General features: G+C 62.2%; 26 protein-coding genes and 1 tRNA gene. 11 read left to right on the forward strand and 16 right to left on the reverse strand.

Annotated features, from left to right (window positions below; translation table 11 throughout):
• The first annotated feature begins 1 nt into the window (after nt 1).
• Nucleotides 2-421 (forward strand): photosystem II biosynthesis protein, encoded by a 420-nt coding sequence (locus ACLM42_RS05585; RefSeq protein ID WP_415399998.1) that lies wholly within the window; start codon nt 2-4, stop codon nt 419-421.
• Here the strand turns inward: ACLM42_RS05585 and ACLM42_RS05590 are convergent.
• The 10 genes from ACLM42_RS05590 to ACLM42_RS05635 all read right to left on the reverse strand — a co-directional run bounded on the left by ACLM42_RS05590 (nt 396) and on the right by ACLM42_RS05635 (nt 10938).
• A complete protein-coding gene (locus ACLM42_RS05590; protein WP_247910895.1) occupies nt 396-3935 on the reverse strand; it encodes a DNA polymerase III subunit alpha in 3540 nt (1179 codons plus the stop codon). The genes ACLM42_RS05585 and ACLM42_RS05590 overlap by 26 nt on opposite strands.
• 106 nt (nt 3936-4041) lie before the next feature.
• Nucleotides 4042-5502, reverse strand: coding sequence for an Asp-tRNA(Asn)/Glu-tRNA(Gln) amidotransferase subunit GatA (gene gatA / locus ACLM42_RS05595; RefSeq protein WP_415399999.1), 1461 nt, complete (start codon nt 5500-5502; stop codon nt 4042-4044).
• A 59-nt stretch (nt 5503-5561) separates the two neighbouring features.
• Nucleotides 5562-5807 carry a DUF1816 domain-containing protein gene (locus ACLM42_RS05600; RefSeq protein ID WP_415400000.1) on the reverse strand — a complete coding sequence of 82 codons (246 nt, stop codon included), beginning with the start codon at nt 5805-5807 and terminating at the stop codon, nt 5562-5564.
• 52 nt (nt 5808-5859) lie between these two features.
• A complete protein-coding gene (gene rlmB / locus ACLM42_RS05605; protein ID WP_415400001.1) occupies nt 5860-7086 on the reverse strand; it encodes a 23S rRNA (guanosine(2251)-2'-O)-methyltransferase RlmB in 1227 nt (408 codons plus the stop codon).
• Nucleotides 7083-7547: a hypothetical protein gene (locus tag ACLM42_RS05610; RefSeq protein ID WP_415400002.1), complete on the reverse strand. Its 465-nt coding sequence runs from the start codon at nt 7545-7547 to the stop codon at nt 7083-7085. The genes rlmB and ACLM42_RS05610 overlap by 4 nt, the downstream gene beginning before the upstream one ends.
• A 34-nt stretch (nt 7548-7581) precedes the next feature.
• Nucleotides 7582-7935: a Mini-ribonuclease 3 gene (locus tag ACLM42_RS05615; protein ID WP_415400136.1), complete on the reverse strand. Its 354-nt coding sequence runs from the start codon at nt 7933-7935 to the stop codon at nt 7582-7584.
• 49 nt (nt 7936-7984) lie between these two features.
• A complete protein-coding gene (locus ACLM42_RS05620; RefSeq protein WP_247910889.1) occupies nt 7985-8332 on the reverse strand; it encodes an STAS domain-containing protein in 348 nt (115 codons plus the stop codon).
• Nucleotides 8333-8433: 101 nt separating this feature from the next.
• Nucleotides 8434-9579 (reverse strand): glutamine-hydrolyzing carbamoyl-phosphate synthase small subunit, encoded by a 1146-nt coding sequence (carA, locus tag ACLM42_RS05625; RefSeq protein WP_415400003.1) that lies wholly within the window; start codon nt 9577-9579, stop codon nt 8434-8436.
• A gap of 25 nt (nt 9580-9604) precedes the next feature.
• Complete coding sequence (gene trpD / locus ACLM42_RS05630; protein ID WP_415400004.1) at nt 9605-10633, reverse strand: anthranilate phosphoribosyltransferase; 1029 nt, start codon at nt 10631-10633, stop codon at nt 9605-9607.
• A gap of 41 nt (nt 10634-10674) precedes the next feature.
• The gene (locus tag ACLM42_RS05635; protein WP_415400005.1) at nt 10675-10938 is read right to left on the reverse strand and encodes a DUF3288 family protein; all 264 of its coding nucleotides are present in this window, start codon (nt 10936-10938) and stop codon (nt 10675-10677) included.
• 140 nt (nt 10939-11078) lie between these two features.
• Between ACLM42_RS05635 and ACLM42_RS05640 the strand changes: the two genes are divergently transcribed.
• The 7 genes from ACLM42_RS05640 to ACLM42_RS05670 all read left to right on the forward strand — a co-directional run bounded on the left by ACLM42_RS05640 (nt 11079) and on the right by ACLM42_RS05670 (nt 14964).
• Nucleotides 11079-12839 (forward strand): ABC transporter ATP-binding protein, encoded by a 1761-nt coding sequence (locus tag ACLM42_RS05640; protein WP_415400006.1) that lies wholly within the window; start codon nt 11079-11081, stop codon nt 12837-12839.
• Between the two features lie 83 nt (nt 12840-12922).
• Complete coding sequence (locus tag ACLM42_RS05645; RefSeq protein ID WP_247910884.1) at nt 12923-13177, forward strand: hypothetical protein; 255 nt, start codon at nt 12923-12925, stop codon at nt 13175-13177.
• Nucleotides 13178-13232: 55 nt separating this feature from the next.
• A complete protein-coding gene (gene msrA, locus ACLM42_RS05650; protein ID WP_371820731.1) occupies nt 13233-13970 on the forward strand; it encodes a peptide-methionine (S)-S-oxide reductase MsrA in 738 nt (245 codons plus the stop codon).
• Nucleotides 13970-14263: a hypothetical protein gene (locus tag ACLM42_RS05655; RefSeq protein ID WP_415400007.1), complete on the forward strand. Its 294-nt coding sequence runs from the start codon at nt 13970-13972 to the stop codon at nt 14261-14263. Before msrA ends, ACLM42_RS05655 begins: the two co-directional genes overlap by 1 nt.
• Nucleotides 14263-14445, forward strand: a complete 183-nt coding sequence (locus tag ACLM42_RS05660) for a hypothetical protein (protein ID WP_247910881.1) — start codon at nt 14263-14265, stop codon at nt 14443-14445. Before ACLM42_RS05655 ends, ACLM42_RS05660 begins: the two co-directional genes overlap by 1 nt.
• A gap of 121 nt (nt 14446-14566) precedes the next feature.
• Complete coding sequence (locus ACLM42_RS05665; RefSeq protein WP_247910880.1) at nt 14567-14875, forward strand: hypothetical protein; 309 nt, start codon at nt 14567-14569, stop codon at nt 14873-14875.
• Nucleotides 14876-14890: 15 nt separating this feature from the next.
• Nucleotides 14891-14964 (forward strand) — tRNA-Pro (locus ACLM42_RS05670).
• 77 nt (nt 14965-15041) lie between these two features.
• On the opposite strand, the gene ACLM42_RS05675 is transcribed toward ACLM42_RS05670, so the two are convergent.
• Both ACLM42_RS05675 and ACLM42_RS05680 read right to left on the reverse strand, forming a co-directional pair.
• A complete protein-coding gene (locus ACLM42_RS05675) occupies nt 15042-15305 on the reverse strand; it encodes a hypothetical protein (protein WP_247910879.1) in 264 nt (87 codons plus the stop codon).
• Between the two features lie 89 nt (nt 15306-15394).
• Nucleotides 15395-16336: a 3'-5' exonuclease gene (locus ACLM42_RS05680; RefSeq protein WP_415400008.1), complete on the reverse strand. Its 942-nt coding sequence runs from the start codon at nt 16334-16336 to the stop codon at nt 15395-15397.
• Nucleotides 16337-16413: 77 nt separating this feature from the next.
• Between ACLM42_RS05680 and ACLM42_RS05685 the strand changes: the two genes are divergently transcribed.
• On the forward strand, nt 16414-16878 hold the full coding sequence (locus tag ACLM42_RS05685) for a peroxiredoxin (protein WP_415400009.1): 465 nt from the start codon (nt 16414-16416) through the stop codon (nt 16876-16878).
• Nucleotides 16875-17600: a DUF1350 family protein gene (locus tag ACLM42_RS05690; protein WP_415400010.1), complete on the forward strand. Its 726-nt coding sequence runs from the start codon at nt 16875-16877 to the stop codon at nt 17598-17600. The genes ACLM42_RS05685 and ACLM42_RS05690 overlap by 4 nt, the downstream gene beginning before the upstream one ends.
• Here the strand turns inward: ACLM42_RS05690 and acs are convergent.
• Nucleotides 17585-19555 (reverse strand): acetate--CoA ligase, encoded by a 1971-nt coding sequence (acs, locus tag ACLM42_RS05695; protein WP_415400011.1) that lies wholly within the window; start codon nt 19553-19555, stop codon nt 17585-17587. The two genes, ACLM42_RS05690 and acs, sit on opposite strands and share 16 nt — an antisense overlap.
• Before the next feature lie 90 nt (nt 19556-19645).
• On the opposite strand from acs, the gene ACLM42_RS05700 reads away from it, so the two are divergent.
• A complete protein-coding gene (locus ACLM42_RS05700; protein WP_415400012.1) occupies nt 19646-20320 on the forward strand; it encodes an HAD family hydrolase in 675 nt (224 codons plus the stop codon).
• Here ACLM42_RS05700 and sds read toward each other — a convergent pair.
• The 3 genes from sds to ACLM42_RS05715 are packed head-to-tail and all read right to left on the reverse strand — an operon-like array spanning nt 20314 to nt 23260.
• Nucleotides 20314-21285, reverse strand: a complete 972-nt coding sequence (sds, locus tag ACLM42_RS05705) for a solanesyl diphosphate synthase (RefSeq protein WP_247910874.1) — start codon at nt 21283-21285, stop codon at nt 20314-20316. The genes ACLM42_RS05700 and sds overlap by 7 nt on opposite strands.
• Nucleotides 21286-21335: 50 nt before the next feature.
• On the reverse strand, nt 21336-22184 hold the full coding sequence (murI, locus tag ACLM42_RS05710; RefSeq protein ID WP_415400013.1) for a glutamate racemase: 849 nt from the start codon (nt 22182-22184) through the stop codon (nt 21336-21338).
• The gene (locus ACLM42_RS05715) at nt 22181-23260 is read right to left on the reverse strand and encodes an N-acetylmuramoyl-L-alanine amidase (RefSeq protein WP_247910872.1); all 1080 of its coding nucleotides are present in this window, start codon (nt 23258-23260) and stop codon (nt 22181-22183) included. The genes murI and ACLM42_RS05715 overlap by 4 nt, the downstream gene beginning before the upstream one ends.
• Nucleotides 23261-23279: the final 19 nt, after the last annotated feature.

Genomic DNA, 23279 nt, shown 5'->3' on the forward strand with positions numbered 1-23279 from the left:
GATGGCAAAGGAGGGGAAAAACCGCTCCCGCCCACAAACAGGTGGCGGCGGACTTGCTCCAAGCGTCCCCTCGAGCCAATCCAAAGCAACCAAAGGTCGTTCCACACAGGCCATCCCACCCGCCGTCGCCAATCGCATGGCACGACGTGTGGCCATCGCCACCGGGCTCCCCACCTTGATGGGTATGGGCAGCTTCATCGGCAGTTATGTGGTGGTGAGCCGTGGTCTGTTGGACATTCCCCCCGTCGCCACCCTGGTGACGTCTGGGGGTTTTTTCCTGTTGGGACTGGTTGGATTGAGCTACGGGGTCTTGTCAGCGAGTTGGGAAACCTCAGCAGGAAGCCTGCTGGGATTTGAGCAGGTCGGCGTCAACATCAACCGCCTGCGCAACTCTGTTAAGCGGCCACCAGCTTCGAGCTGAGACGTGCTCGGAAGGCCTGCGCCTCCAGACTGCTGAGTGCGGCGCGGCTATCGCGCACGCAGAACTGGTGGCCCAGGCGCACATAACGAACTTGGCTTTGGTCCTTGACCATGGCCACGACGGGGACCCGCACGCCGCCCTCATCTTTTTCCGTGCGGTGCTGGTTCAGGCATTCCCGCAGCTTGTGCTGAATGGCAATGTCACTGGCCTGGTGACCATCCAGTTCCACCACCAAAAACTGCAGCTCATCGATCACGCGACAGTCGTCCACGATCAGCTGAACCTGCTCGTCTCGCCGGTCGACGGACGCCCAGACCAACAGGCGGGCATCGACCATGAGGTGATCCGAGAGGCGGGCATAGGTCTTCGGAAAAACGACTGCTTCGCAACTGCCGCTGAGATCCTCGAGTTGAAGGACGGCCATGCGGTCACCCTTTCTGGTGGTCACTGGCCGCAGTCCCGACACCATGCCCACAACACTGACCCTCGCCTTGTCGGCTTGCTCCTCGAGACCACCGAGGCCCACCGGTGAAAGCAGCTGGACAGGACGGGTGAGCTGCTTGAGGGGGTGATCGGAGAGGTAAAAACCGACCAGCTCCTTCTCAAGCCTCAGCTTCTCAGTGGGGGGGTAATCCTTCACCGGTGCCGCCTTTGGAGCGGTGCTCACATCGTTGCCGCCCCCCTGGGATCCATCGGCTTCGTTGGCTTCAGGAGCCGCAAACAGATCAAAGAGGTTGCCTTGACCACTGGCTCGATCACGGGCCCTGGAGGCCGCCCAATCAACGATCAAGTCCAGGTCTGCCATCAGCTGAGCCCGGTTGGCCTCAGGTTCGAGGGCATCCATGGCACCGCAGTGGATCAGCGCTTCAAGGGAGCGACGGTTCAAGGTGGTCCCCGGAATCCGGTCGCAAAGATCAGCCAGAGACTGGAAGGGACCATCATTCGTGCGGGCCTCTAACAGGACGCGAATCGCCCCATCCCCAAGGTTTCGAACAGCCGAGAGACCGAACAAGATGCGATCACCGACGGGGGTGAAGTCAATGCCAGAGGCATTCACATCGGGGGGCATCACCTCGATCCCCATCGCATTGCAATTGGAGATGTAGCGCTGCACTTTGTCGGTGCTGCCGGCATTCACCGTGAGCAGCGCCGCCATGTAGGCCACGGGATAGTGAGCCTTGAGGTAGGCGGTCTGATAGGTCACCGCGCCGTAGGCGGTGGAATGGCTCTTGTTGAAGCAGTACTCCGCGAAGAGCACCATCTGATCGAATAGCTCATCGGCGATCTTGGCGTCGACGCCGCGGTCACTGGCCCCCTTCACAAAGATGCCTCGGTGCTTCTGCATCTCCGACACCTTCTTTTTGCCCATAGCCCGGCGCAGCAGATCTGCTTCTCCAAGCGAATAGCCAGCCAGATCCTGAGCGATCTTCATGATCTGCTCTTGGTAAACCATGATCCCGTAGGTCTCCTGCAGGATCGGTTCCAACTTGGCGTGTGCGAAATCAATCGCCTCACGGCCGTGCTTACGGTTGATGAATTTCGGGATCAAACCAGCATCCAGCGGGCCGGGTCGATAGAGGGCAAGGATCGATGAGATGTCCTCGAGGGAAGAGGGTTTGAGGTCGCGCACGATCTGTCGCATCCCACTGGATTCCAACTGGAAAATGCCTTCGAGATCTCCGCGGGCCAAGAGACCAAAGGTGCCTGGATCATCCAGCGGAAGGGCATCAGGATCGATGCTCACTCCAGAACTCTGGTGAACCAAATCGACGGTCTTGTCGATCATCGTGAGGTTTTTCAACCCCAGAAAGTCCATCTTCAGAAGGCCCATCGACTCCACGTCTTCCATGAAGTACTGGGTGATCACCTGACCGTCGTTGTTGCGTTGCAACGGCACAACTTCATCGAGGGGATCCGCTGCAATCACCACGCCGGCGGCATGGACGCCAAAGGTTTTGTTAGTGCCCTCGATGCGCATGGCCATGTCGACCCAACGCTTCACCGCGGGGTCGCCGAGATACTTCTCTCGGAACTCAGGAGCTGGTGATTCCTCGCCAATCATCTCCTTGAGCTTGGCGGGCTTTCCGCGCACCACCGGGATCAACTTGGCGAGACGATCGGCATCGCCGTAGGGGATGTCCAGCACGCGGGCCACATCCTTGAGGACGGCCTTCGAGGTCATCCTGTTGAAGGTGATGATCTGAGCGACCTTGTCTTCGCCGTAGCGCTCGGTGACGTAGTCGATCACCTCTCCACGTCGCTCGATGCAGAAGTCCGTGTCGATATCAGGCATCGACTTCCGCTCTGGATTCAAGAAGCGCTCGAACAGCAGACCGTTCGTGACCGGATCAATGTTGGTGATGCCCAGGGCGTAGGCCACCAGTGAACCGGCGGCGGAGCCTCGACCGGGGCCGACGGGGATGCCGTTGTCACGGGCAAATCGGATGTAGTCCCAGACCACCAGGAAGTAGGTCGGGAAGCCCATTTGCTCCATCACCTGAAGCTCGAAGTCAAGCCGTTCCCCGTAGGTGGGTTCGAAACCACTGTCCTCGGGCAGACCCAATCGCACCCGCAGGCCCTGCTCGGTGACCTCACGCAGGTAACTCACCGGCGTGTGTCCCTCGGGAATGGGGAAACGGGGCATTTGGTAGCGCCCAAGAATGTCGTAGTCCTCAACCTTTTCGGCGACCAGTGCCGTATTGGCGACGGCCTCGGCCACGACCTCAGGCTCGAGATGGTCGGCGAAGAGCCCGAGCATTTCCTGCTCGCCTTTAATGAATTCGGTGCCTGTGTAGCGAAGACGCTTCTCGTCGGTGACCAGCTTGCCGGTCAGGACGCAGAGCAGGGCGTCATGGGCTTCGGCGTCGTTGCTGGTGAGGTAGTGGGCGTCGTTGGTCGCCACCAACGGGATCCCCAATTCTTTGGAGATCTTGGCCATCTCCACATTGACGATCCGATCTTCCGGGGACCCATGGTCTTGGATCTCGAGGTAAAAATCGTCACCGAAGACCCCCTGATACCAGCGAGCCACATCCCGAGCAACGTCTGGTCGGTCCCGCAAGATCGCCTGGGGAATCTCTCCGCCGAGACAAGCGGTGGCAATGATCAAACCCTCGCTGTAGCGCTCGAGGGTTGGTTTATCGATGCAGGCCCTCGAAAAGATGCCCCGACCTCGCATGCCGCGCAGGTGGCTGATGCTGGTCAACTTGACCAGATTGCGATAGCCGACGGCGTTCTTGGCCAGAACAACCAGGTGATAGCGGCGCTCTTTCTTCGGTGGGTTGGGGTCATCAATGGAGCCATTGATGACGTACATCTCGTTGCCAATGATCGGCTTGACCGAGCTGCCGCGGCAGAGCTTGAGCAGCTCAATGGCGCCATACATGACGCCGTGGTCCGTCAGGGCAATCGCCGGCATGCCCAACTCCTCCGCCCGCTTGACCATGGCCGGCAGCTGACTCGCCCCATCCAAAAGGCTGTAATCGCTGTGGTTATGGAGGGGGACGAAGGCCAAGCGGGAAGAAGACAATGGGGCCAGGGCTGGGCCAAGGCTAAGCCGGCAACACCAGATTCAGGGCTTTGCTCGCCAGTTCTTCAGCTCAACACCCCATCCCTAGCGATCAAGGAACCAGGGACGCCTGGGGACGCTTCTCCATGACGCGAGCGGCCTGCTCGTAGTGGTAAGCCACCTGCAGGAGCCGCTCCTCTTGGAGCACGCCGGTGATCAGCTGAACACCAATGGGCAGGCCCGAACCATCGAAGCCACAGGGAAGGCTGATTGCAGGCAAGCCAGCCATGTTCGCGGGGATCGTCAGCAGATCAGCCAGGTACATCGCCAGGGGGTCTTCGGCATGGGCGCCAAAGCCAAAGGCAGTGGTTGGAGAGGTGGGGGTCAGAAGCACATCGACCTGGCCAAAGGCCGCGTCAAAGTCGCGGCGGATCAAGGTGCGGACCTGCTGGGCCTTCTTGTAATAGGCATCGACATAACCGGCGGAGAGGGCGTAGGTGCCGATCAAAATTCGACGCTTCACCTCATCGCCAAAGCCTTCCGCCCGGCTGCGGGACGTCATTTCCGCCAGGCTGCCGACCTCTTCTGCGCGATAGCCGTACTTCACGCCGTCGTAGCGGGCCAGGTTGGCTGAGGCCTCCGACGGAGCAATCACGTAATAGGTCGCAATGCCGTCGTTGAAGCGAGGGCAACTGACATCGACGAGGTCACAGCCCAGGGCTTCCAGCAGGGCGGCGGCGGCCATCACCGAGGCCTTGACCTCAGGATGCAGACCTTCCGCTTCAAAGCACTCCCGCACGATCCCGACCCGCAACCCGGCTACGGGCTGGGTCAAGGCAGCCCGATAGTCGGGCACAGGTGCCTTCAAGCAGGTGGAATCCCGTGGATCCTCACCAGCGATGACCTGAAGCAGCTCAGCCGCATCAGAGACGCTGTTGGCGAAGGGGCCCACCTGATCCAGGGAGCTTGCGAAAGCAACCAAGCCGTAGCGGCTGACGCGCCCATAGGTGGGCTTCAAGCCGACGACGCCGCAGAACGAGGCGGGCTGGCGAATGGAGCCACCGGTATCCGAACCCAGAGCACCCACGCACTCGCCGGCCGCAACCGCAGCGGCACTGCCACCAGAGCTTCCCCCAGGAACTTTCTCGGAGTTCCAGGGGTTACGGCTCGGGCCGAACACCGAGGTCTCGGTGGAGCTTCCCATGGCGAACTCATCGAGATTGGTCTTGCCAAGCAAGACCGCGCCCGCGCCCCACAGGCGCTCGGTCACCGTGGATTCGTAGGGGGGAACAAAGTTCTCCAGCATCCGACTGGAGCATGTCGTACGGATCCCTCGGGTGCAGAGGTTGTCCTTGATCGCAAGCGGGACACCGGCCAACGGGGGCAGCTCGGCTCCGGAGGTCCTCAGGGCGTCAATGCGGTCGGCATCGGCCCGCGCCCGCTCTGCGGTGACCTCGGTGTAAGCGTTGACGCTGGGTTCGACCGCCTCAATCCGGCTGAGGTGATGGTCGGTGAGCTCGCGCGCGGAGACATCGCCACTCTTGAGCTGGTCGCGCCACTCGGCGATACCCATCAAACCCAGGTCCAAACCAAGGGTTGACGCTATCAGCCAACCCGGGGTCCCTCAGGACCTCAGGCCCCTGCCTCAATGGTCAGGGGTTCAGCCCGCCGGGTCTTGAGCAGGGCATGGTTGATCTCAGCTGCCCCTTCACTGCGCAGATCAGCCAAGAAAGGAGGAAGGGCCGCCTCCAGGCTGCTGCGCCGGATGTAGGGGCCAAACCAGTAGGTCACATCCGGCTGCCTGGTTTCGACCCGGGCCCACCAAGCCATGCCAAACCCGTTGGCAATGCTGCGCAGAGGCCGAAGAAGGGGGGTCATCCAGGCGTATGGCGATCAACCCATTGTGGCTCCGGATCGGCAGAGCGCAGCATTAGAGCTTGATGTCGGAGGAGAACGTCGCGGAGGGATCGGCCCCATCAGCGGAGTCATCTGAAAGCTCAACGGCCCCATCCCCCTGATCCGGCATGGGTTGGGCATCAGCCTGGAACTCAGCCATGACATCGTTCACGAGCTGTTCAGCCCGGACCTCCTCGGCAGGGCTGATCGCCACTTCGGCTACGGCCGTGCTGTCCTCTTCGGGGAGTTCCAGCGGAGGAGGCGTGGGCATCTGCGGACGCACAATGCGAGGAGCAGGAGCGGCTCCGGAGATCTTCTGCATCCAACTGCGGCGAGCGACCTCGTAGAGCACCATCGCGGTGGCCACCGAGGCGTTCAGGCTGGGGGTTGCACCCCGGATCGGGATCCGCACCAGCTGATCGCAGTGCTTGCGGGTCAACATCGAGAGGCCATCGCCTTCCGAGCCAGTCACTACCACCAAGGGACCATCGAGATCAGCCTCACTGAGGGCAACGCTGCCCTCACCGGCGAGACCGATGACGCGATAACCCTCGTTCTTGAGGCTGTCGAGGGCTCGGTTCAAATTGACCACACGGGCCACGGGTAGGTGCTCCAAAGCACCCGCAGCCACCTTAGCGACCGAACCGGTCAGCCCCGCACTACGCCGTTGGGGCAGGACAAGGCCGTGGGCCCCCAGGGCTTCAGCACTGCGAACGATCGCCCCGAGATTGTGGGGATCAGTGATGCCATCAAGGGCCATCAACAGGGGCGGTTCGCCCAGATCACGACAACCGTCGATCAGGCTGCCCAGGTCCAGGGTGTCGGCCGCAGCGGCCTGCATGACGATGCCCTGGTGAACCGCTCCATTGGTCAGCTGGCCCAGGCGTGACCAGGTGACTTCCTCCACCAACACCCCGCCAGACTTGGCCTCGCGCAGCAACTGAAGGAAGCGGGGCTGGAAGCGCATCTCAGGGGTACACCAGATGCGATGCACCGGACGACCGCTCTCCAGGGCTGCCTGGGCAGCGTGGCGGCCCCAGATCAAGTCATCGGCGGGATAGGCGTTGAACCGTTCGGCTTCGCCGACCGGAACCTCAACGGCAATCGGCTTGGCCTGATCGCGATCGCGGGAGAACGGTTTACGACCGCCGCGCGGATCCTCGCGACGTCCGGCAAAACGGGCCCTACCGCTATCGCGGCCACCGTCGCGTCCAGAATCTAAGCCAGCATCACGGAAGCGGTCGGAACCGCGGCCCTTCAAGAACGGTCGACCCTGGGGACGAGCCCCACGCCGCTCAGGGCGACTGGAGGCATCGCCACGGCTATCAGGCCGTCCCTCTGAACGGGAGAACCGCTCACGCCCCTGACCAGCAGAACCGCGGTCTTCGCCATCGGGACGCCACTCACCACGGGGGGAGAAAGGACGGGAGGAGCTGCCTCGGAAGCCAGGTCGGCCGCCGCCGGGCCTGCCCGCTGGGCGACCGCCAGGACGGCCGCCTGAGCGGTAAGCAGGACGGGCTCCACCAGCCTCGTCTCCACCGAAGCGATCTCCTCCAAAGCGCTCTCCGCCAAAGCGGTCGCCACCCCGGTCGGCGCTCGAGCGCTCACCGCCGAAACGATCGCCGCGGCGCTCTCCACCCGATCGTTCACCACCAAAACGGCCTCCGGCACGGGGAGGTTTTCCACCGCCAGAACCCGAACGCTGGTCTTTACGACGATCAAAACGGGGGCTCATGGTTGTCAGGCAAAGGGTTTATCAGTCGGCGTCCTCGAGTTCTGCCAGCAGCTGTGCAAGGCGGCTGGGGTTCTGCAGAAAGAGCCAGCCCACCATTGTCTCAAATCCCGTGGCCTTGCCATAAACACCGGCCTCGCCTTTGCGGGGCCCCCGGCCCGCCTTATTGCGGCCTCGCCGCACCCACTCCAGTTCTTCCTCCAGGAGAAACCCCTTCTGCTGCAGGCGATCCAAGGCGTCAGCTTGAGCATCGGCACGGACGTCGGCGACAACGGCCCGGTGCAGATCAGCGCTCCGCCCAGCTTGGCGGCAACGGCGCATGCGCTGATGCAGCTCCCAGACGGCATCACCCAGCCAGGCCAGTTGAAGTGGACCCAACTCCCCGGTCAATCCCGGCGGTTGGAGCTGGGTCAACCAGGCGGACGAATCAGGCTGCGATTGATCCGAGGGCAGTGTTGAGGTCAGGCTGGAGATGGAGGAACTCCTCAAGCCTTACCAGTTTCACCGTCTGGACGACCCTCGCGTTACCGACCACCAAAAACTGGATCTTCTGGTCGTTGCAGTGCTTGGCGAACTGCACGAGAGCACCGAGACCAGATGAATCGATGAAGTCGATCTTGCTCAGGTCAATCACCAGCGGCTGAGGGGTGCTGGTGAGGTGGTCGTTGATGAAGGCGAGAAATTGCTTCTCGGAGTAGGCATCCAACTGCCCGGTGAAGCTGAACAGAAGACAACCGTCCTGCTGTTCAAAACCACCGCGTAGAGAGACGGTCAATCGCTGCAGATCAGTGATGGCTGCTGACCTCTGACGTCACTGGCGAACGCAGTGTAATGAGAGTTTTCGAAACGGGCAGGACCGAAACAAAGTTCGATCGATCAGCCCCGTCGCTCGCTCATCAAGGCTGCAAAGCGGCCGAAGTGGTGGTCCGCATCGTGGGGCCCCGGACTGGCCTCTGGGTGGTACTGAACCCCGAAGATCGGCTTCTGGCGATGGGCAAACGCCGCAACGGTGCGGTCGTTCAAATTCAAGTGAGTGACTTCCATCTGGTCAGCCGGGAGGGAGTCGGCATCCAAAGCAAAGCCATGGTTTTGGCTGGTGATCTCCACCACGCCCGTGGTGCCGCAGGGGTGGTTCAGGCCGCGGTGGCCGTACCCGAGCTTGAAGGTGGTTCCGCCCAGGGCCAGTCCGAGAATCTGATGTCCGAGGCAGATCCCAAACAGGGGGAGATTCTCGTGCGCGACGAGAGCTTTCGCCAGGTCAATCCCACTGGACACGGCCGACGGATCACCAGGACCGTTGGAGAGAAAGACACCTTCGGGCTGCCGCTCCAGCACCTGCTCCGGGGTGGCATCAGCTGGCAAGACCGTGACATCACAGCCATGGGCTACGAGTCGCTCGAGAATGGCCCGCTTGATACCGAAATCGATCGCAACGACCCTGTAAGGGGTGGCCGGGTTGTCCTGCAGACGTTGATCGAAGCTCGCCGGACAGAGGGACGTCCAGCTGTAGGGCTCAGGGGTTGAGACCTCCTTGGCGAGGTTCAGGCCCGCCATCGACGGCATCGCCCGAACTTGCTCCAACAATTGCTGTGGCGTGGTGCCATCGGTGCTGATGGCGCCATTCATGGCCCCGCCCTCGCGCAGATGGCGGACCAGAGAACGGGTGTCGATGCCGGAAATACCGACGACAGAGTGATGCTGCAACCAGGCTTCCAGGCTCCCTTCACTGCGCCAGTTGCTCTCCCTTGGGGCCAACTGACGGGCGATCACACCGCGCACATGGGGGGCATCGGCCTCTTGATCGCTGCTGTTCACCCCGGTGTTCCCCAGCTCGGGGTAGGTAAACGTGACCAACTGGCCGGCGTAGCTGGGGTCGGTCATGACCTCCTGATAGCCCGTCATGCCGGTGTTAAACACCACCTCGCCCAAGGCGGTCGCCTTGGCGCCAAAGGCTTCACCACGCAACACCAGGCCATCAGCCAACACAAGGAGGGCTGGTTGAGAAGTCGGTGAGCTGCTCATCCCTTCATCATCCCGTAAGGGGGTTCTAAGCCAGGGCCTGACTGAGGCTGAGCAGCCTTGCGTAGGCACTACCGCTCACCATCGCAGCCTGGGCTTGTGGCAGGGCCGCCTGGACGGACTCAGCCAAGCCAGCCGCCCAAATCACTAGGGCCGCATTGAGGGCCACCACATCCTGTTGAGCCTGGGTGCCCTGCCCCTGCAGGACCGCGTTAAGGATGCGGGCGTTGTCCTCGAGTTCTCCACCTTGGAGGGCCTCCATCGGAGCAAGGCTCAGCCCCAGAGACTGGGGATCCAGCAGCTGGCGCTCCACCTGAGCATCGCGAATCAGGCGCAACTCACTGGGACCGGAAAGGGAGACCTCATCCAGGCCGCCATGGCCGTAGACCACGACGGCACGACGACATCCCAGTCGAGCCAGAGCGTCGGCCATGGGATCCAGGAGATCAGCAGCGCCGACGCCCAGCACTTGATAGTCCGGGCGGAGTGGGTTGACCAGGGGACCCAACAGGTTGAACACCGTCCGTACCCCTAGGGCCCGACGAAGCGGCGCCAATCCCACCAAGGCGGGATGCCAGCCAGGGGCAAACAAAAAGGTCACTCCAGCGGCGTTCAAGGCTTGAACCACCTGATGGGTCGGAGCCTTGAGGTTCAGCCCTACCGCTTCGAGAACATCGGCGGAGCCGACCTTGCCACTGGCACTGCGATTTCCATGCTTGGCCACCTGGGCGCCGCAGGCGGCAGCAACAAACGCAACCGCGGTGGAGATGTTGAAGGTGTTGGCCCCATCCCCACCGGTGCCGCAGGTATCCACCAGAGGGAGCTCAGGGCGATCACAGGGGAGAGGGGCAGCCGCCCGCAAGACCTCGGCCATGGCCGCCAGTTCTTCACCCGTGACCCCCTTCGCCCGCAGGGCAGCCAGCAGAGCACCCGTCATCACGGGCTCCAGTTGCTCGGAGAGCCAACCCTCCATCAGGGACTGAGCCTGGGATCCCTGCAGGGACTCACCGCACAGAAGTTGATCGAGAAGAGCTGACCAGGACTGGGAGGCTGCCATCAAAAAGGGTGATCAGGGTTGGTCTCTAGCAAGAAATAGGTTCAGGGATTGTCCTGATCGGACGTATCAAAACCAGAGCCCACGGCCTGCGGGGCAGCCTCGACCCCTGGGCGGTATCCGGCAGCCCAGATGGCTCGCGTGCGCTGATGCAACTGTTCGAGGCTCAAGCCCCAGAGGCGCAAGGTCTTGTGCAGATCGTCCTGAAGATCAGAGGCGCCGGGAAATCCCTCGTAGCGCATCAACAAGCGGCCGAGCTCCACCAGATCGGCATCGACCGGAGCCTCAGTGGCTAGCAACCGGTCCACCAGGTCGCGTTCGGTTGCATAGAGAGGATGTACCTGTTGGTTCTCGTCCATCGACCTAACGGAGGAAGCGCCGGGACAGCATCGCTCAACAACGCGGTTCTGGGGTCGCTGCCTAGGTTGGCGGGACCTTGCCTGGATTCATGGCGGCGATCCGCTTCGGACTGATCCTGCGCTACCTGCGGCCCTATCGCCGCACGGTGCTTCTGGGCGTCGCCGCGCTCGTGGTCGTCAACGTCCTGAGCGTCACCATTCCGCTGATGGTGCGGGCCGTCATCGACGACCTCCAGGACGGCTTTACCTACGGCGCCGTGCTGCGCATGGCCGGGGTCATCGTGGTGCTCGCGACCCTGATGGGTGGCGTCCGCCTGCTCTCACGGATGCTGGTCTTTGGGGTGGGCCGGCAGGTCGAGGCCCAACTGAAGCAAAAGATCTTTGACCACATGCTCCGCCAGGAGCCCGGTTGGGTCCAGAGCACCGGTAGTGGCGAAGTCATCAGCCGGGCCACCAGCGACGTTGAAAACGTCCGGCGCCTTCTGGGTTTCGCCGTCCTGAGCCTGACGAACACAGTCCTCGCCTATGCCCTGACCCTGCCGGCGATGCTCGCCATCGACCCGCTCTTGAGTCTGGCCGCGGTGGGGCTCTACCCCTTGATGCTGATCACTGTTCGCCTATTCGGCGGCCGGATGATGCGCCAGCAACGCCGGCAGCAGGAAGCCCTAGGGGAATTAAGCGATCTGATCCAAGAGGACCTCTCGGGCATCAGCGCCATCAAGATCTATGGCCAGGAACGCACGGAGCGGGACGCCTTCGAGAGGCGTAACAAGCGCTATCGCGACGACGCCCTGCAATTAGCCCGGACCCGAAGCACACTTTTCCCGCTGCTGGAAGGCATTTCCTCGGTCAGCCTGCTGCTTCTGCTGGCCCTCGGGAGCGGACAGCTTGAAAGCGGCCGACTCTCCATCGGCGACCTTGTGGCCTTGATTCTTTATGTCGAGCGCCTGGTCTTTCCCACCGCTCTCCTTGGCTTCACCCTCAACACCTTTCAAACCGGTCAGGTGAGCCTGGAGAGGGTTGAAGAGCTGTTGCGCCGCAGACCGCGTATCCAATCCCCCGCCGCTCCACGCCCGATTCCCAGACGGACTGGCAGCCAAGCGGCAGGAATCGAAGCGCGAGGTCTGACCTTGCGCTATCCGGATGCAGAGCGAAACACACTCGAGGACGTCAGCTTCAGCCTGAACCCCGGTGAACTCGTGGCCGTCGTCGGGCCCGTGGGATGCGGCAAAACAACCCTGGCCAGGGCGCTGGGCCGGATGGTGGAGGTCCCCCAGGGGCAGCTTTACCTCGACGGGACCGACATCACAGAGCTGGAGCTCGAGCGGCTGCGCCAACAGGTCGCCCTGGTGCCCCAGGAGGGGTATTTGTTCACCGCCACCCTGGCTGACAACCTCCGCTATGGAGACCCCGAAGCCGATCAAACACGGGTGGAGCAAGCCGCCGAGCAGGCCCGGCTTGCCGCTGATGTACGGGGGTTCCCGGATCGCTACAAGACCCTGGTGGGAGAGCGCGGCATCACCTTGAGTGGTGGTCAGCGCCAACGCACGGCCCTCGGACGAGCCTTGCTCGTTCAGGCTCCGCTGCTGGTTCTCGATGACGCCCTGGCCAGCGTCGATAACAACACCGCCGCAGAGATTCTCAGCTCAATTCGGGCACAACAGGACCGAACGATCTTGATGATCAGCCACCAGCTCTCAGCAGCGGCGGCCTGTGATCGGATCTTGGTGTTGGACGAAGGACGCCTTGTGCAACAAGGTCACCACAGCGCGCTGTTGGAGCAACCTGGCACCTACCGGCGCCTCTGGGAACGTGAACAGGCGGAAGAGCAACTCAGCCAAGTGGCCTGAAAGACGACATCGTTCTTGCAACAACTCCAGACAAGAGCGCTGGAGCTCGCTTAGCTGGAGGGAATGCCTCCGCTGAGCGTCCCATGCTCACCAGCACCGCCTACCGCCTGCGCTGCACCCTGACGTTTGGCGATATCTACGGCCAAATCCTGATCTGGATGTTGGTGATTTTTGTCAGCCTGGCGGCCGGACTCGCCCTAATGGGCGCCAGTAAACCCTTGGTCGCTCTTGTTGGCGTCGGACTGATCCTGGTGTTGTCGTTGCCGTTTTTGCTCTTTGCCTTCACCACAACGCTGCTGAATCACATCGCACTGGAATCCACTTCGGCCGAGGGTTGAACTCTCTAGGCTCTTGCCAGCAAAGGCTTCTGTGGTGTTCGGACTGTTTCAGGGAATGGGTGGATCCAAAGCAAACCTGATCGCTCCAGAAGCCGCCCTGCCAGGGCGCCCCGATCCCATCAACACCGCCGAGAGGCACGTGGTGCTGGGCACGGCGCTGAAGGCCCCCTTGAGCACCAGCCAACAGGAAGCCCTCTTTGGCTGCGGTTGTTTCTGGGGCGCGGAAAAAGGGTTCTGGCGACTTCCAGGGGTCATCACCACAGCCGTCGGTTATGCCGGTGGCTACACCCCTAACCCCACCTATGAGGAGGTTTGCTCGGGCCGGACGGGCCACACGGAAGTGGTGCGTGTGGTTTGGGATGTGAATGCGGTGGATTTCAGCGATCTCCTGAAGCTCTTCTGGGAGTGCCACAACCCAACCCAGGGCATGGCCCAGGGGAATGACACTGGCACCCAGTACCGCTCCTCGATCTACGTCCACGACCCGAAACTCCTGGAGGTCGCCAAGGCGTCCTGTGATCGCTACCAACAGCTACTAGATGGCGCAGGGAAAGGAGCCATCACCACGGAAATCGCTGTTGGTCAACCCTTCTTCTTCGCCGAGGGGTACCACCAGCAGTACTTGGCACGCCCGGGCAGCCGCCCCTACTGCTCAGCCCAACCCCAAGGTGTGTTGCTCGACCAGCAGTGGGAGGGCTGCCATTACCAACTTCCCGCCGCGGTTTGGCAGCACTATGACTGGAGCGTCAGCCACTGCGTCCTTCGGGGAGACAACACCCCCATCGGCCTCTGATGCTCGGATTCGCCCTACTCATGGCTCAAGCCATGCAGTCCCCGTGGTGGGAGGACTACGCGATCAAAGACCGCTACCTCTGCCATGACAAGGGCATGCTCGTGATCGAGCGGAACCAATCCCAAGCCTCACTGATCAGCGGTGGTCACCGCAGAACGTTCTTTCGGCTGCAAAGCAATGAACCCGGAGTCCGCTACAGCAGCGACGGCATGGAAATGATCCTTCGCGGTGATGAACTCACCCTTGAGCAACTGCCGATGCGAATGCACTGTTTGCGCGTGGATCAGGTCTGATGAATCCGTTGCCCGATCGCACCGTGATCATTGGAATGCTGGCCACTTTGGGCTTGGTGTTTGCCCTGGTGTTTTGGTATGTCCGCCTGGCGCCCAGCACTGAATCACCGATGCTCTGGAAAGACCCACCGGCCCTGGAGAGCCCCAGCTCCCCCCAGAGTCGACCTGCTGAGGTCATCTGAAACGGACAGCTCTGACTCTGCCCCCCTTGGGAGTGAGCGTCGGTTGCGGAACAATGGCTCCGGCGCTGACGCGGAGCCAAGACCTATCACCGAATCGGCTGAGACCAACGCCCCTCGGCAGTTGCATCCCCTCCCCCGTGGCTTGGTGGAGCTCTACGGGTTGCTGGCCGTGCTGTTTGTCCTGGTACCCGAATGGATGGCCGATGGAGCGCTCTCCAGCCTGAAGCCCGGTCGTCTTGGCAGTGCTTTGCCGCCCGCTGCCAACGCCTGGCAAAAGGTCCCTGAACTGCGCCTGGCCTCGATGAACCTGCGGGAATTGAGGGAGCTGGCCCAGGCCCTCCGCCTCTGGGGCTATGCGGGCTTAAACCGCGAACAACTGAGCCGCAGGATGCTGAGAAAAATTCGCTCGAAACGCGGCAAAGCGCTGTGATAACTTCTTTCTCGCCGGGGCGTAGCGCAGCTTGGTAGCGCACCACTTTGGGGTAGTGGGGGTCGTGGGTTCAAATCCCGCCGCTCCGATTTGATCACCGGCAAGTTCACCAAGAGCCACCTCTCCCGGGGTGGTTTTTTTGTGTCCTGAATCCGACAGGCACGGGTTAACTCTTTGAATCGGACTCCAGTCGTGTCATCACGTGATAGCCCTGGAGCCAGCGGTTAACTCTGGGACGCAGACCCGGCGGCACCTCCTCAAGCAATTGCGACAACTCCAGCGCCGCCAGGCGATGAAGTTCGCGCACATCCACATGCCAAAGGGCTTCCGCTTCACGGATCAGACGTGCCCACGTGCGGCTGCGCTGCCAGCGCTGGACCTTACTGACCGCACAGGGCCTTGAGGGATGACCACGAGCATGAGCAGACATGCGTTCAACCAGAACTCACCCACCAAAATGAAGAACTTGCTCACACAGTCCGTGAAATGAGCGGGTCCGCTTCCTGTTGCTGAAGCAAATCAGGCGCTGCGCAGGTCACCTGCCTCATCAACCGGAGCAACCGGAAAGTTCAGCAGCGCCACCTCCCGCTCTGACAAACGGCGACTCCAGGCTCCACTGACCGGCTGATTCCAGCGGAATCCAGCCTCACGGGCCTTGTGGCGCTCCTCATAGGACAGGCGTGCCCTATAGAGGCGGCGCGGCTCCATCGCCTGCAGCAAAAGGCTCTCGAGGTCATCACAGCGCTCAAACACCTGGGCTAAATAAATGCAGTCGGTCAAGGCGCGATGGGCCGCCCAAACCGGAACGCCGTAGGCCAAGGCCAGATCACGGACCGAAGGTGTGGATCGCAGCTGGCGCTCCTGGGGCCAGCGAATGTCCTCCATCGAGCAGAGCCAGGGTTTCGTCAAGGCAGGGAGCGAACCAAGGCCGAACCACTGTTGATCGAAGGCAGCGTTATGGGCCAGCAACAGATCAGCGGCGGCGACCATCGCCTCGAAGCAGGCCAAGCCGGCCTGCCAGGGCTGAGGACGTTGGGTCAGGGCTGGTGCGATGCCATTCACCGGCTCAGCCGCATTGCTCTGGCAAGGCAAGAGGAACGAGACCTGACTGAGCACGGAGCGATCTGGAACTGAAAACAGAACGGCGCCGACCTCGATACAGCGGTGCTCACCTGGGGAGAGTCCCGTGGTCTCCGTGTCGAGGATCAAGAGTCGCTCAGGTGGCCCCGGCGGCGAGGCACTAGCGACTGGGGAGGGATCAGGTTGCTCAGGCAGATCAGGGACGGGGTCCAAGAAAGATTCCGGATCCAGTTGACGCTCAGCTTCAGGCTCCGGCTCCGGCTCCGGCTCCGGCTCGGTACGTGCCACTGACACAGATCCACTGACCAGGCTGAGCAGATCAACCTGCTCCCAAGCAGAGAGCGTCTGTTGATCGCCCATCTCAGCGTCACCCCTGGCCATCTCCACCTCTGCAGTGGCCCCATGATCTCAGCCTTGGCCAGCCCCTCCCTAGGGTTTGAGGAACTGTTGAGTCGGCCTTGGCCCAAGCCCTGAAGAGCGGTGATCGCGCTCCCCTGATCGCCCTGCAGGATCAGAACGGCATTGAGCGCCGCAGCGATCAACTGTCCGGCAAGTCCCTCGTGCTGTTCTTCTATCCCAAGGACGACACCCCAGGCTGCACTATTGAAGCCTGCGCCTTCCGCGATAGCTACGCAGACCTGCAAGCTCTGGGGGCGGAGGTTTGGGGAGTCAGTGGCGACAACGCCAACAGTCACCAGCGCTTTGCCAGCCGCCACAACCTGCCCTATCCGCTGCTGGTGGATCACAACAACCAGCTGAGAAAGGCCTTTGGTGTGCCCGGTGTGCTGGGCCTTCTGCCGGGTCGTGTCACCTACGTCATCGACGCTGCAGGGGTGGTCCGCCACGTCTTCAACAATCTCCTGGACGGACCGGCCCATCGCCGTGAGGCCCTGGATTGCCTGAAGCGCCTGCAGGCCGCGTGAGCTGGCGGCAGCGGGGAAGTCTTTGGTGCTGGACCCCTCCCCAACCCAAGGGATTGGTCGAGTTCATTGGCGGCAGCTACCTGGCCGCGACACCGCAGATCAGCTACCGACGGCTCTTGGAAGCGCTGGCGCGGCAGGGGTTCGCGATCCATGCCTGGAGCTACGTCCCAGGGTTTGACCATCAGGCCCAGGCCAATCAAGCCTGGAAGGCCTTTCGCCAGCGGCGGGACCCCGAGCAGCCTGCACCACTGCGGCTCGGCCACAGCCTGGGCTGCAAACTTCACCTGCTCGCTCCAGATAACGGTCGAGGCTGCAGCGCATTGGCCGCGATGAGCTTCAACAACTTCTCCGCGGAGCGCAGCGTGCCACTCCTGGCAGAGCTCGGACCAGCCCTTGGGGTAACCAGTGAGTTCAGTCCGTCCCCCGAGGAGACGCTGCGCCTGATCGCGCGGAATTACAGCCAAGCCAACAACCTGCTAGTGCGCTTTCGCAGCGACCAACTCGATCAGAGTGCACGTCTTCTGCAGGTGCTTCAAAACCGGAGCCGAGACAGCTCCCAATTGATCGAGCGGGCTGGGGATCACCTGACCCCAGCCAGCGCCGGGCTTCGTCAAAACCTGCTGGGGGGATGGGCCGATGATCCAGCCCGGCAGAGGGAACTGGATCAACTGGCCGATCAACTGCTGCAGTGGTGGAAGAGCCCGAATCAGACCCGCAACTGATCGAGGACCGAGCGATCCTCGAGGGTTGAGGTGTCGCCACTGACCTCCTGACCAGCGGCCAGGGAACGCAGGATTCGGCGCATGATCTTGCCGCTGCGGGTCTTCGGAAGGGCGTCGCTGAACTTGATCACATCGGGGCGGGCAATGGGACCGATCTCTTTGCCCACATGGCTGCGAAGCTCTGCAATCAAGGCGTCATCACCACTGCGACCGGCCTCAAGGGTGACGAAGGCCACGATGCCCTCACCCTTGAGATCATCCGGGCGGCCCACCACAGCGGATTCGGCCACGGCGGGGTGGCTCACCAGGGCGCTTTCAATTTCCATCGTCCCAAGGCGGTGGCCGCTGACGTTGATCACGTCGTCGACCCGGCCCATCACCCAGAAGTAGCCGTCGGCATCGCGGCGAGCACCATCACCGGCGAAATAGATGTGGGACCCATCAGCAGGGCGAATCTCTTCCCAGTAGCTCTTGCGGAAACGGTCGGGATCCCCGTGCACCGTTCGCATCATCCCCGGCCAGGGCCGACGAATCGCGAGGTAACCCCCTTGATCGGCTCCTTGGGAGTTGCCGTCGTGGTCGACGATGTCGGCCTGAATGCCTGGAAGGGGAAGGGTTGCTGAGCCCGGCTTGGTCGGTGTCGCCCCAGGCAGGGGGCTGATCATCACCCCCCCGGTTTCGGTCTGCCACCAGGTGTCGACGATCGGACACCGTCCTCCACCAATCACATCCCGATACCAGATCCAGGCCTCCGGATTAATCGGCTCACCCACGGTGCCAAGGATCCGAAGGGAGCTCATGTCGTACTGATCCGGCACCTCACGGCCGCTCTTCATGAAGGCGCGAATCGCCGTTGGTGCGGTGTAGAAAATCGTGCAGCGGTGTTTCTCGATCAGCTCCCAGAAGGCACCCGGCTTGCTGGGGCGAGGCGCACCCTCGTACATCACCGTCGTGGCGCCGTTTGAAAGGGGTCCGTAGACGATGTAGCTGTGGCCGGTGATCCAGCCCACATCCGCTGTGCACCAGTGCACATCGTCTTCACGGATGTCGAAGATCCACTGGAAGGTCAGGTGAGCCCAGAGGTTGTAGCCGGCCGTGGTGTGAACCACACCCTTGGGTTTCCCCGTGGAACCCGAGGTGTAAAGGACGAAGAGGCGGTCTTCGCTCTCCATCGGCTCGGCCGCGCAGTCGCTGCTCTGGCCATCCACCAGCTCATGCCACCAGTGGTCGCGGCCGGACTCCATGCCACAGCCAGAGTCGATGCGCTTGACCACAAGGACGTGGTCAACGCTTGGAGCCCCACCTTTGGCCGCCAGCGCTTCATCAACGGCGGGCTTCAGGGAAACGGGCTTGTCCTTGCGGAAGCCGCCATCAGCGGTGATGACGACTTTGGCCTCGCCATCGATCAGACGATCGCGCAGGGCATCGGCGGAGAACCCACCGAAGACCACGGAATGGGGTGCGCCGATACGGGCACAGGCCAGCATGGCAATGGCAGCCTCAGGAACCATTGGCATGTAGAGGGCCACCAGGTCACCTTTACCGATGCCCAGGGCCTTCAGGGCGTTGGCGGCTTTGCAAACTTCCGCATGCAGTTCGCGGTAGCTGAAGCGGCGCACATCACCCGGTTCGCCTTCCCAGATCAGGGCCGTCTTGTCCGCCCGAGGCCCATTGAGGTGGCGATCCAAACAGTTGTAGGAGAGATTCGTTTGCCCCCCCTCAAACCAGCGCGCAAAAGGTGGATTGCTCCAATCGAGCACCGTCTCAAACGGCTTAAACCAATGCAATTCCTGCCGAGCGGCCTCACCCCAGAAGGAATCGGGATCGGCCTGGGCACGGGCCGCCAGATCGCGATAGGCCTGCAATGAGCCGATCCGAGCCGCTGCGGATAGGGCCGCCGGTGGATCAAACACCCGCGCTTCATTGAGCACCGACTCGATCCCGGTCTCGGACATGGTCCATCGACAACGCAATGGAGCCATTCAAGCGAGGAAAAAGCCCTCTCTGAAGCGCTGTAACGCTGTTGCAGGGTTCAGGATGGGGTGATGGCTCATCCCGCTGGCTGCCTGTTTGACCTCGATGGGCTGCTGCTCGATACCGAACCCCTGCATGCGCAGGCCTGGCAGCAGGCCGCCCGTCACTTCGGTCGAGCCCTAAGCGATGGAGAGCTCATGCAATTGCGGGGGCGCCGGCGCCTGGACTGCGCCGATCAGGTCCGCCAGTGGATCAGCGCAAGCGGCCTGGTCGTCCCCAGCACTGAGGCACTCTTGGCCATCCGACAGCCGATCGCCGAGGCGCTCTTGATCCAGGCCCAACCGATGGCAGGGGCTCAGGCCCTTGTGCAACGCTGCCTCGACCTGGGCCTACCGATGGCCCTGGCCACCAGCAGCTCAGGGGATGCGGTGAAGCTCAAAGCCAAGCCACACCCCTGGCTTGAAGCGATACAAGAACGGGTCCATGGAGACGACCCGGAGCTCAAACGCGGCAAGCCCCATCCGGACGTCTTTCAACTCGCCGCCCAGCGCTTGGGGGTGAGCTGCGAGGAAAGCTGGGCATTCGAAGACTCACCAGCCGGGGCGCAAGCCGCCTTGGCTGCCGGCTGCCGCGTCTTTGTGGTGCCGGCACCAGGGGCCGATCGAAAGCTCTACCCGAACAAGGTCACTGACTTTCTCGACTCACTCCAAGATGTTTTAGCTCTACTGAACGAAGGAACTCAGTAGAGACGACTCAGAACAAACTCGGGTAACTCCAACAGTGCCGTACGGCAATCGGAGGGTGGCAGGAAGCTCAAGGCTTCATAGGCCTCGTTGGCGAAGGTTTCAGCCAAGGTGCGGGAGCGCTGAATGGCGTTACTGCCGCGAACCAACTCAAGAGCTTGCTCCAGATCACCTTCTTGGTTGAACTCACGCTCAATCAGGACAGCCAAGGCAGGGCGCTCCTCAAGGGCGTACAACGCCGGAGCAGTCAAATAACCACTGGCCAGGTCGCTGGCGGCTGGCTTACCCAGTTGTTGATCGCTGCCGGTGAAATCGAGGATGTCATCGACCACCTGGAACGCCAGACCGAGTTGACGGCCAAAGCGATAGAGGTCATCGAGCTGGGCTTCGGGCAGATCACTCAGCACTCCAGCAGCCCGAGCGCTGTTGGCGATCAAGGACGCGGTCTTGCAGTAGCTCTTCTCGAGATAGGTCTCGAAGCTCTGGCCAGTGTCGTAGCGGTAGAGGCCTTGCTTCACTTCACCATCGGCGAGATCCATGATCACGCGGGAGAGCAGCTTGACCACCTCGAGGTTGTCGAGATTGGCGAGGTGCCAGCTGGCCTGGGCAAACAGGAAGTCGCCGGCCAGAACCGCAACGCGGTGGTTGAAACGGCTGTGAACTGTGTCCACCCCACGACGCGTGGAGGCTTCATCCACGACGTCGTCATGGACGAGTGAGGCCGTATGGATCATCTCAGTGATCTCAGCCAGGCGCCGGTGGCGACTGGTGAGCTCACCCTGGGGCGCGAGGGCCCGGGAAATCAGGAGAACAATGCCAGGACGGAGCCGCTTGCCACCGGCACTGAACAGGTGCTCTGCAGCGGCCTGAAGAATCGGATGACCAGCACCGATCAGGCTGCGGAGATCACTCAGCAGAGCCTCGAGATCGGACTCGACGGGCTGTAGCAGCTCTGCAACGGTGGCCATGACCCCCAGCGGTGGCCTGATCCTAGAAGGCGCCAACCTCCGACCGCTGCCTAAGCGGGGCCAAGACAGCGGGATTCATCAGAACGCGGCATCCAGATCAACGCCTGACAGGAGCTGTTCACGCCCACCAGCCGCGCGAGGGCTCGATTGAAGGCCGAAGGATCAGCGGTGGTGGCAAAGCGGTACCGGGAGGGCTGCGCCACGGCCCCCTGTTGACCAGAGGCCAAAAGACCGGCCTTCTCCAAAACATCCGCGAGATGACGTGCCACGGCAGGAGCAGGGTCCAGGACCGCCATCGCCGGGCCCACAAGACGGCGGATGGACTCGATCACAAAGGGGTAGTGGGTGCAGCCCAAAACAATCGTGTCGGCACCAGCAGCCAGCATCGGCTGGAGATAGCTCATCAACCTGGCATCGCAGTCGGAGCCCTCCAGGTCGCCCTGCTCCACCAGCTCCGCCAGACCCACGCAGACCTGCTCCACCACCTGAACGGCCGTGGCATAGCGACCGACGGTGGCGCGATACAGCTGCCCTTGAAAAGTTGCCGGCGTGGCCATCACTCCCACCACTCCGGAGCGGGTCAGCTGAACCGCAGGCTTCACCGCCGGCTCTAAGCCCAAGATCGGCAGCTTGGGGAAGCGCTGTCGCAGGGGTTCCAACGCCACGGCTGAAGCGGTGTTGCAGGCCACCACAATCGCCTTGCAACCTTCAGCAACCAGATAGTCAGCAATCGCCAAGCTGTTGGCCTGAATCTCGGTTGCCGAGCGGTTGCCATAGGGAACATGGGCCTGATCCGCCACGTACAGCAAGGACTCAGCTGGCAGAGCATGCACCACCTGACGCCAGATGCTTAAACCGCCAACGCCGGAATCAAACAGACCGATGGGGGCCCCACTCATGGGTAAGCCACCAGGTAATTGAGGATGCCCATAGCGATAGCAACAGCCAGCCGCCGGCGGAAACCGGGATCGGCCAATCGGGGTGCATCCAATTGCCCCGTGACAAAGCCCATCTCCACCAAAGCCGCCGGCATCACCGTGCGGCGAATCACAAAGAAGCGACCGGAGCGCGCTCCCCGGTCAGGCGTTCCCGGTGAAGCTGCCAAGAGCTGGTTTTGAATCGATTGGGCCAAGCTCAAGGAGCGGCCTCCTTGGAAGTAGAAGGTCTCCACACCATTGACGTCTGGGCGATTCATGCTCAGGGCATTGGCGTGGATGCTCACAAACAAGTCCGCACGGTTGTTATTGGCCAGCGCCACCCGAGGAGGCAAGTCCACATCCACTTCCGAGGAACGGGTTAAGAGGACGCGAACACCCTTGGCCTGAAGGATCTGAGCCACCTGGAGACTCACATCGAGAACGACGTCCGTCTCCCGCAGGTTGTTGATTCCGATCGCCCCAGGATCCGGGCCGCCATGGCCGGGGTCGAGGACCACCGTGTAACGACCCGCGGGAACCGATGGAAGGTCCCCAAGTTTGGGAATCGGTCCGCGGGGCAGCTGCAGGGCAGGGGGCGGAAGGGCGCGCCAACTGGGGCCTTGGGGGCGTTCGAGACTGCCTTCGCCGATGGCCCGAAGACCGCGGACACTCGGTCCAAAGTCCATGGACCAACGATCGACATCGGTACCAACCAACTTGATCTGACGGGGATCCAGCCGGGTGCCAGGCTCAAACTCAATCACCAAGCGCGTGGCGTTGTCGGTCGGTCGACCGATACGAACCTCTCGAATCGCACCATTGCCCGCCAAGGTTCTGGAGCGTTGAGGCGCCCCGGGCAGGTCCACCCAGATCCGAGGGCCCACACCACCGCTACCCCCCTCAAAAAAAGCCTGAAGACGGGTGGCTGGTGGGGTCCTCAGCTCCAGAACACCGTCGCGACTGATGGCCCAGGCCGACAGAGCACTCCAGGCGCGGGCCGGAAGCGCCGAGAGGAGCGTTACGCAGGGAAGCAGCAGGGCTAACCCCAGACGAGACAAGCGTCTGACTGGGCGATGC

Source organism: Synechococcus sp. W4D4 (genome assembly GCF_047716805.1).
In the GTDB taxonomy this organism is placed as follows: domain Bacteria; phylum Cyanobacteriota; class Cyanobacteriia; order PCC-6307; family Cyanobiaceae; genus Vulcanococcus.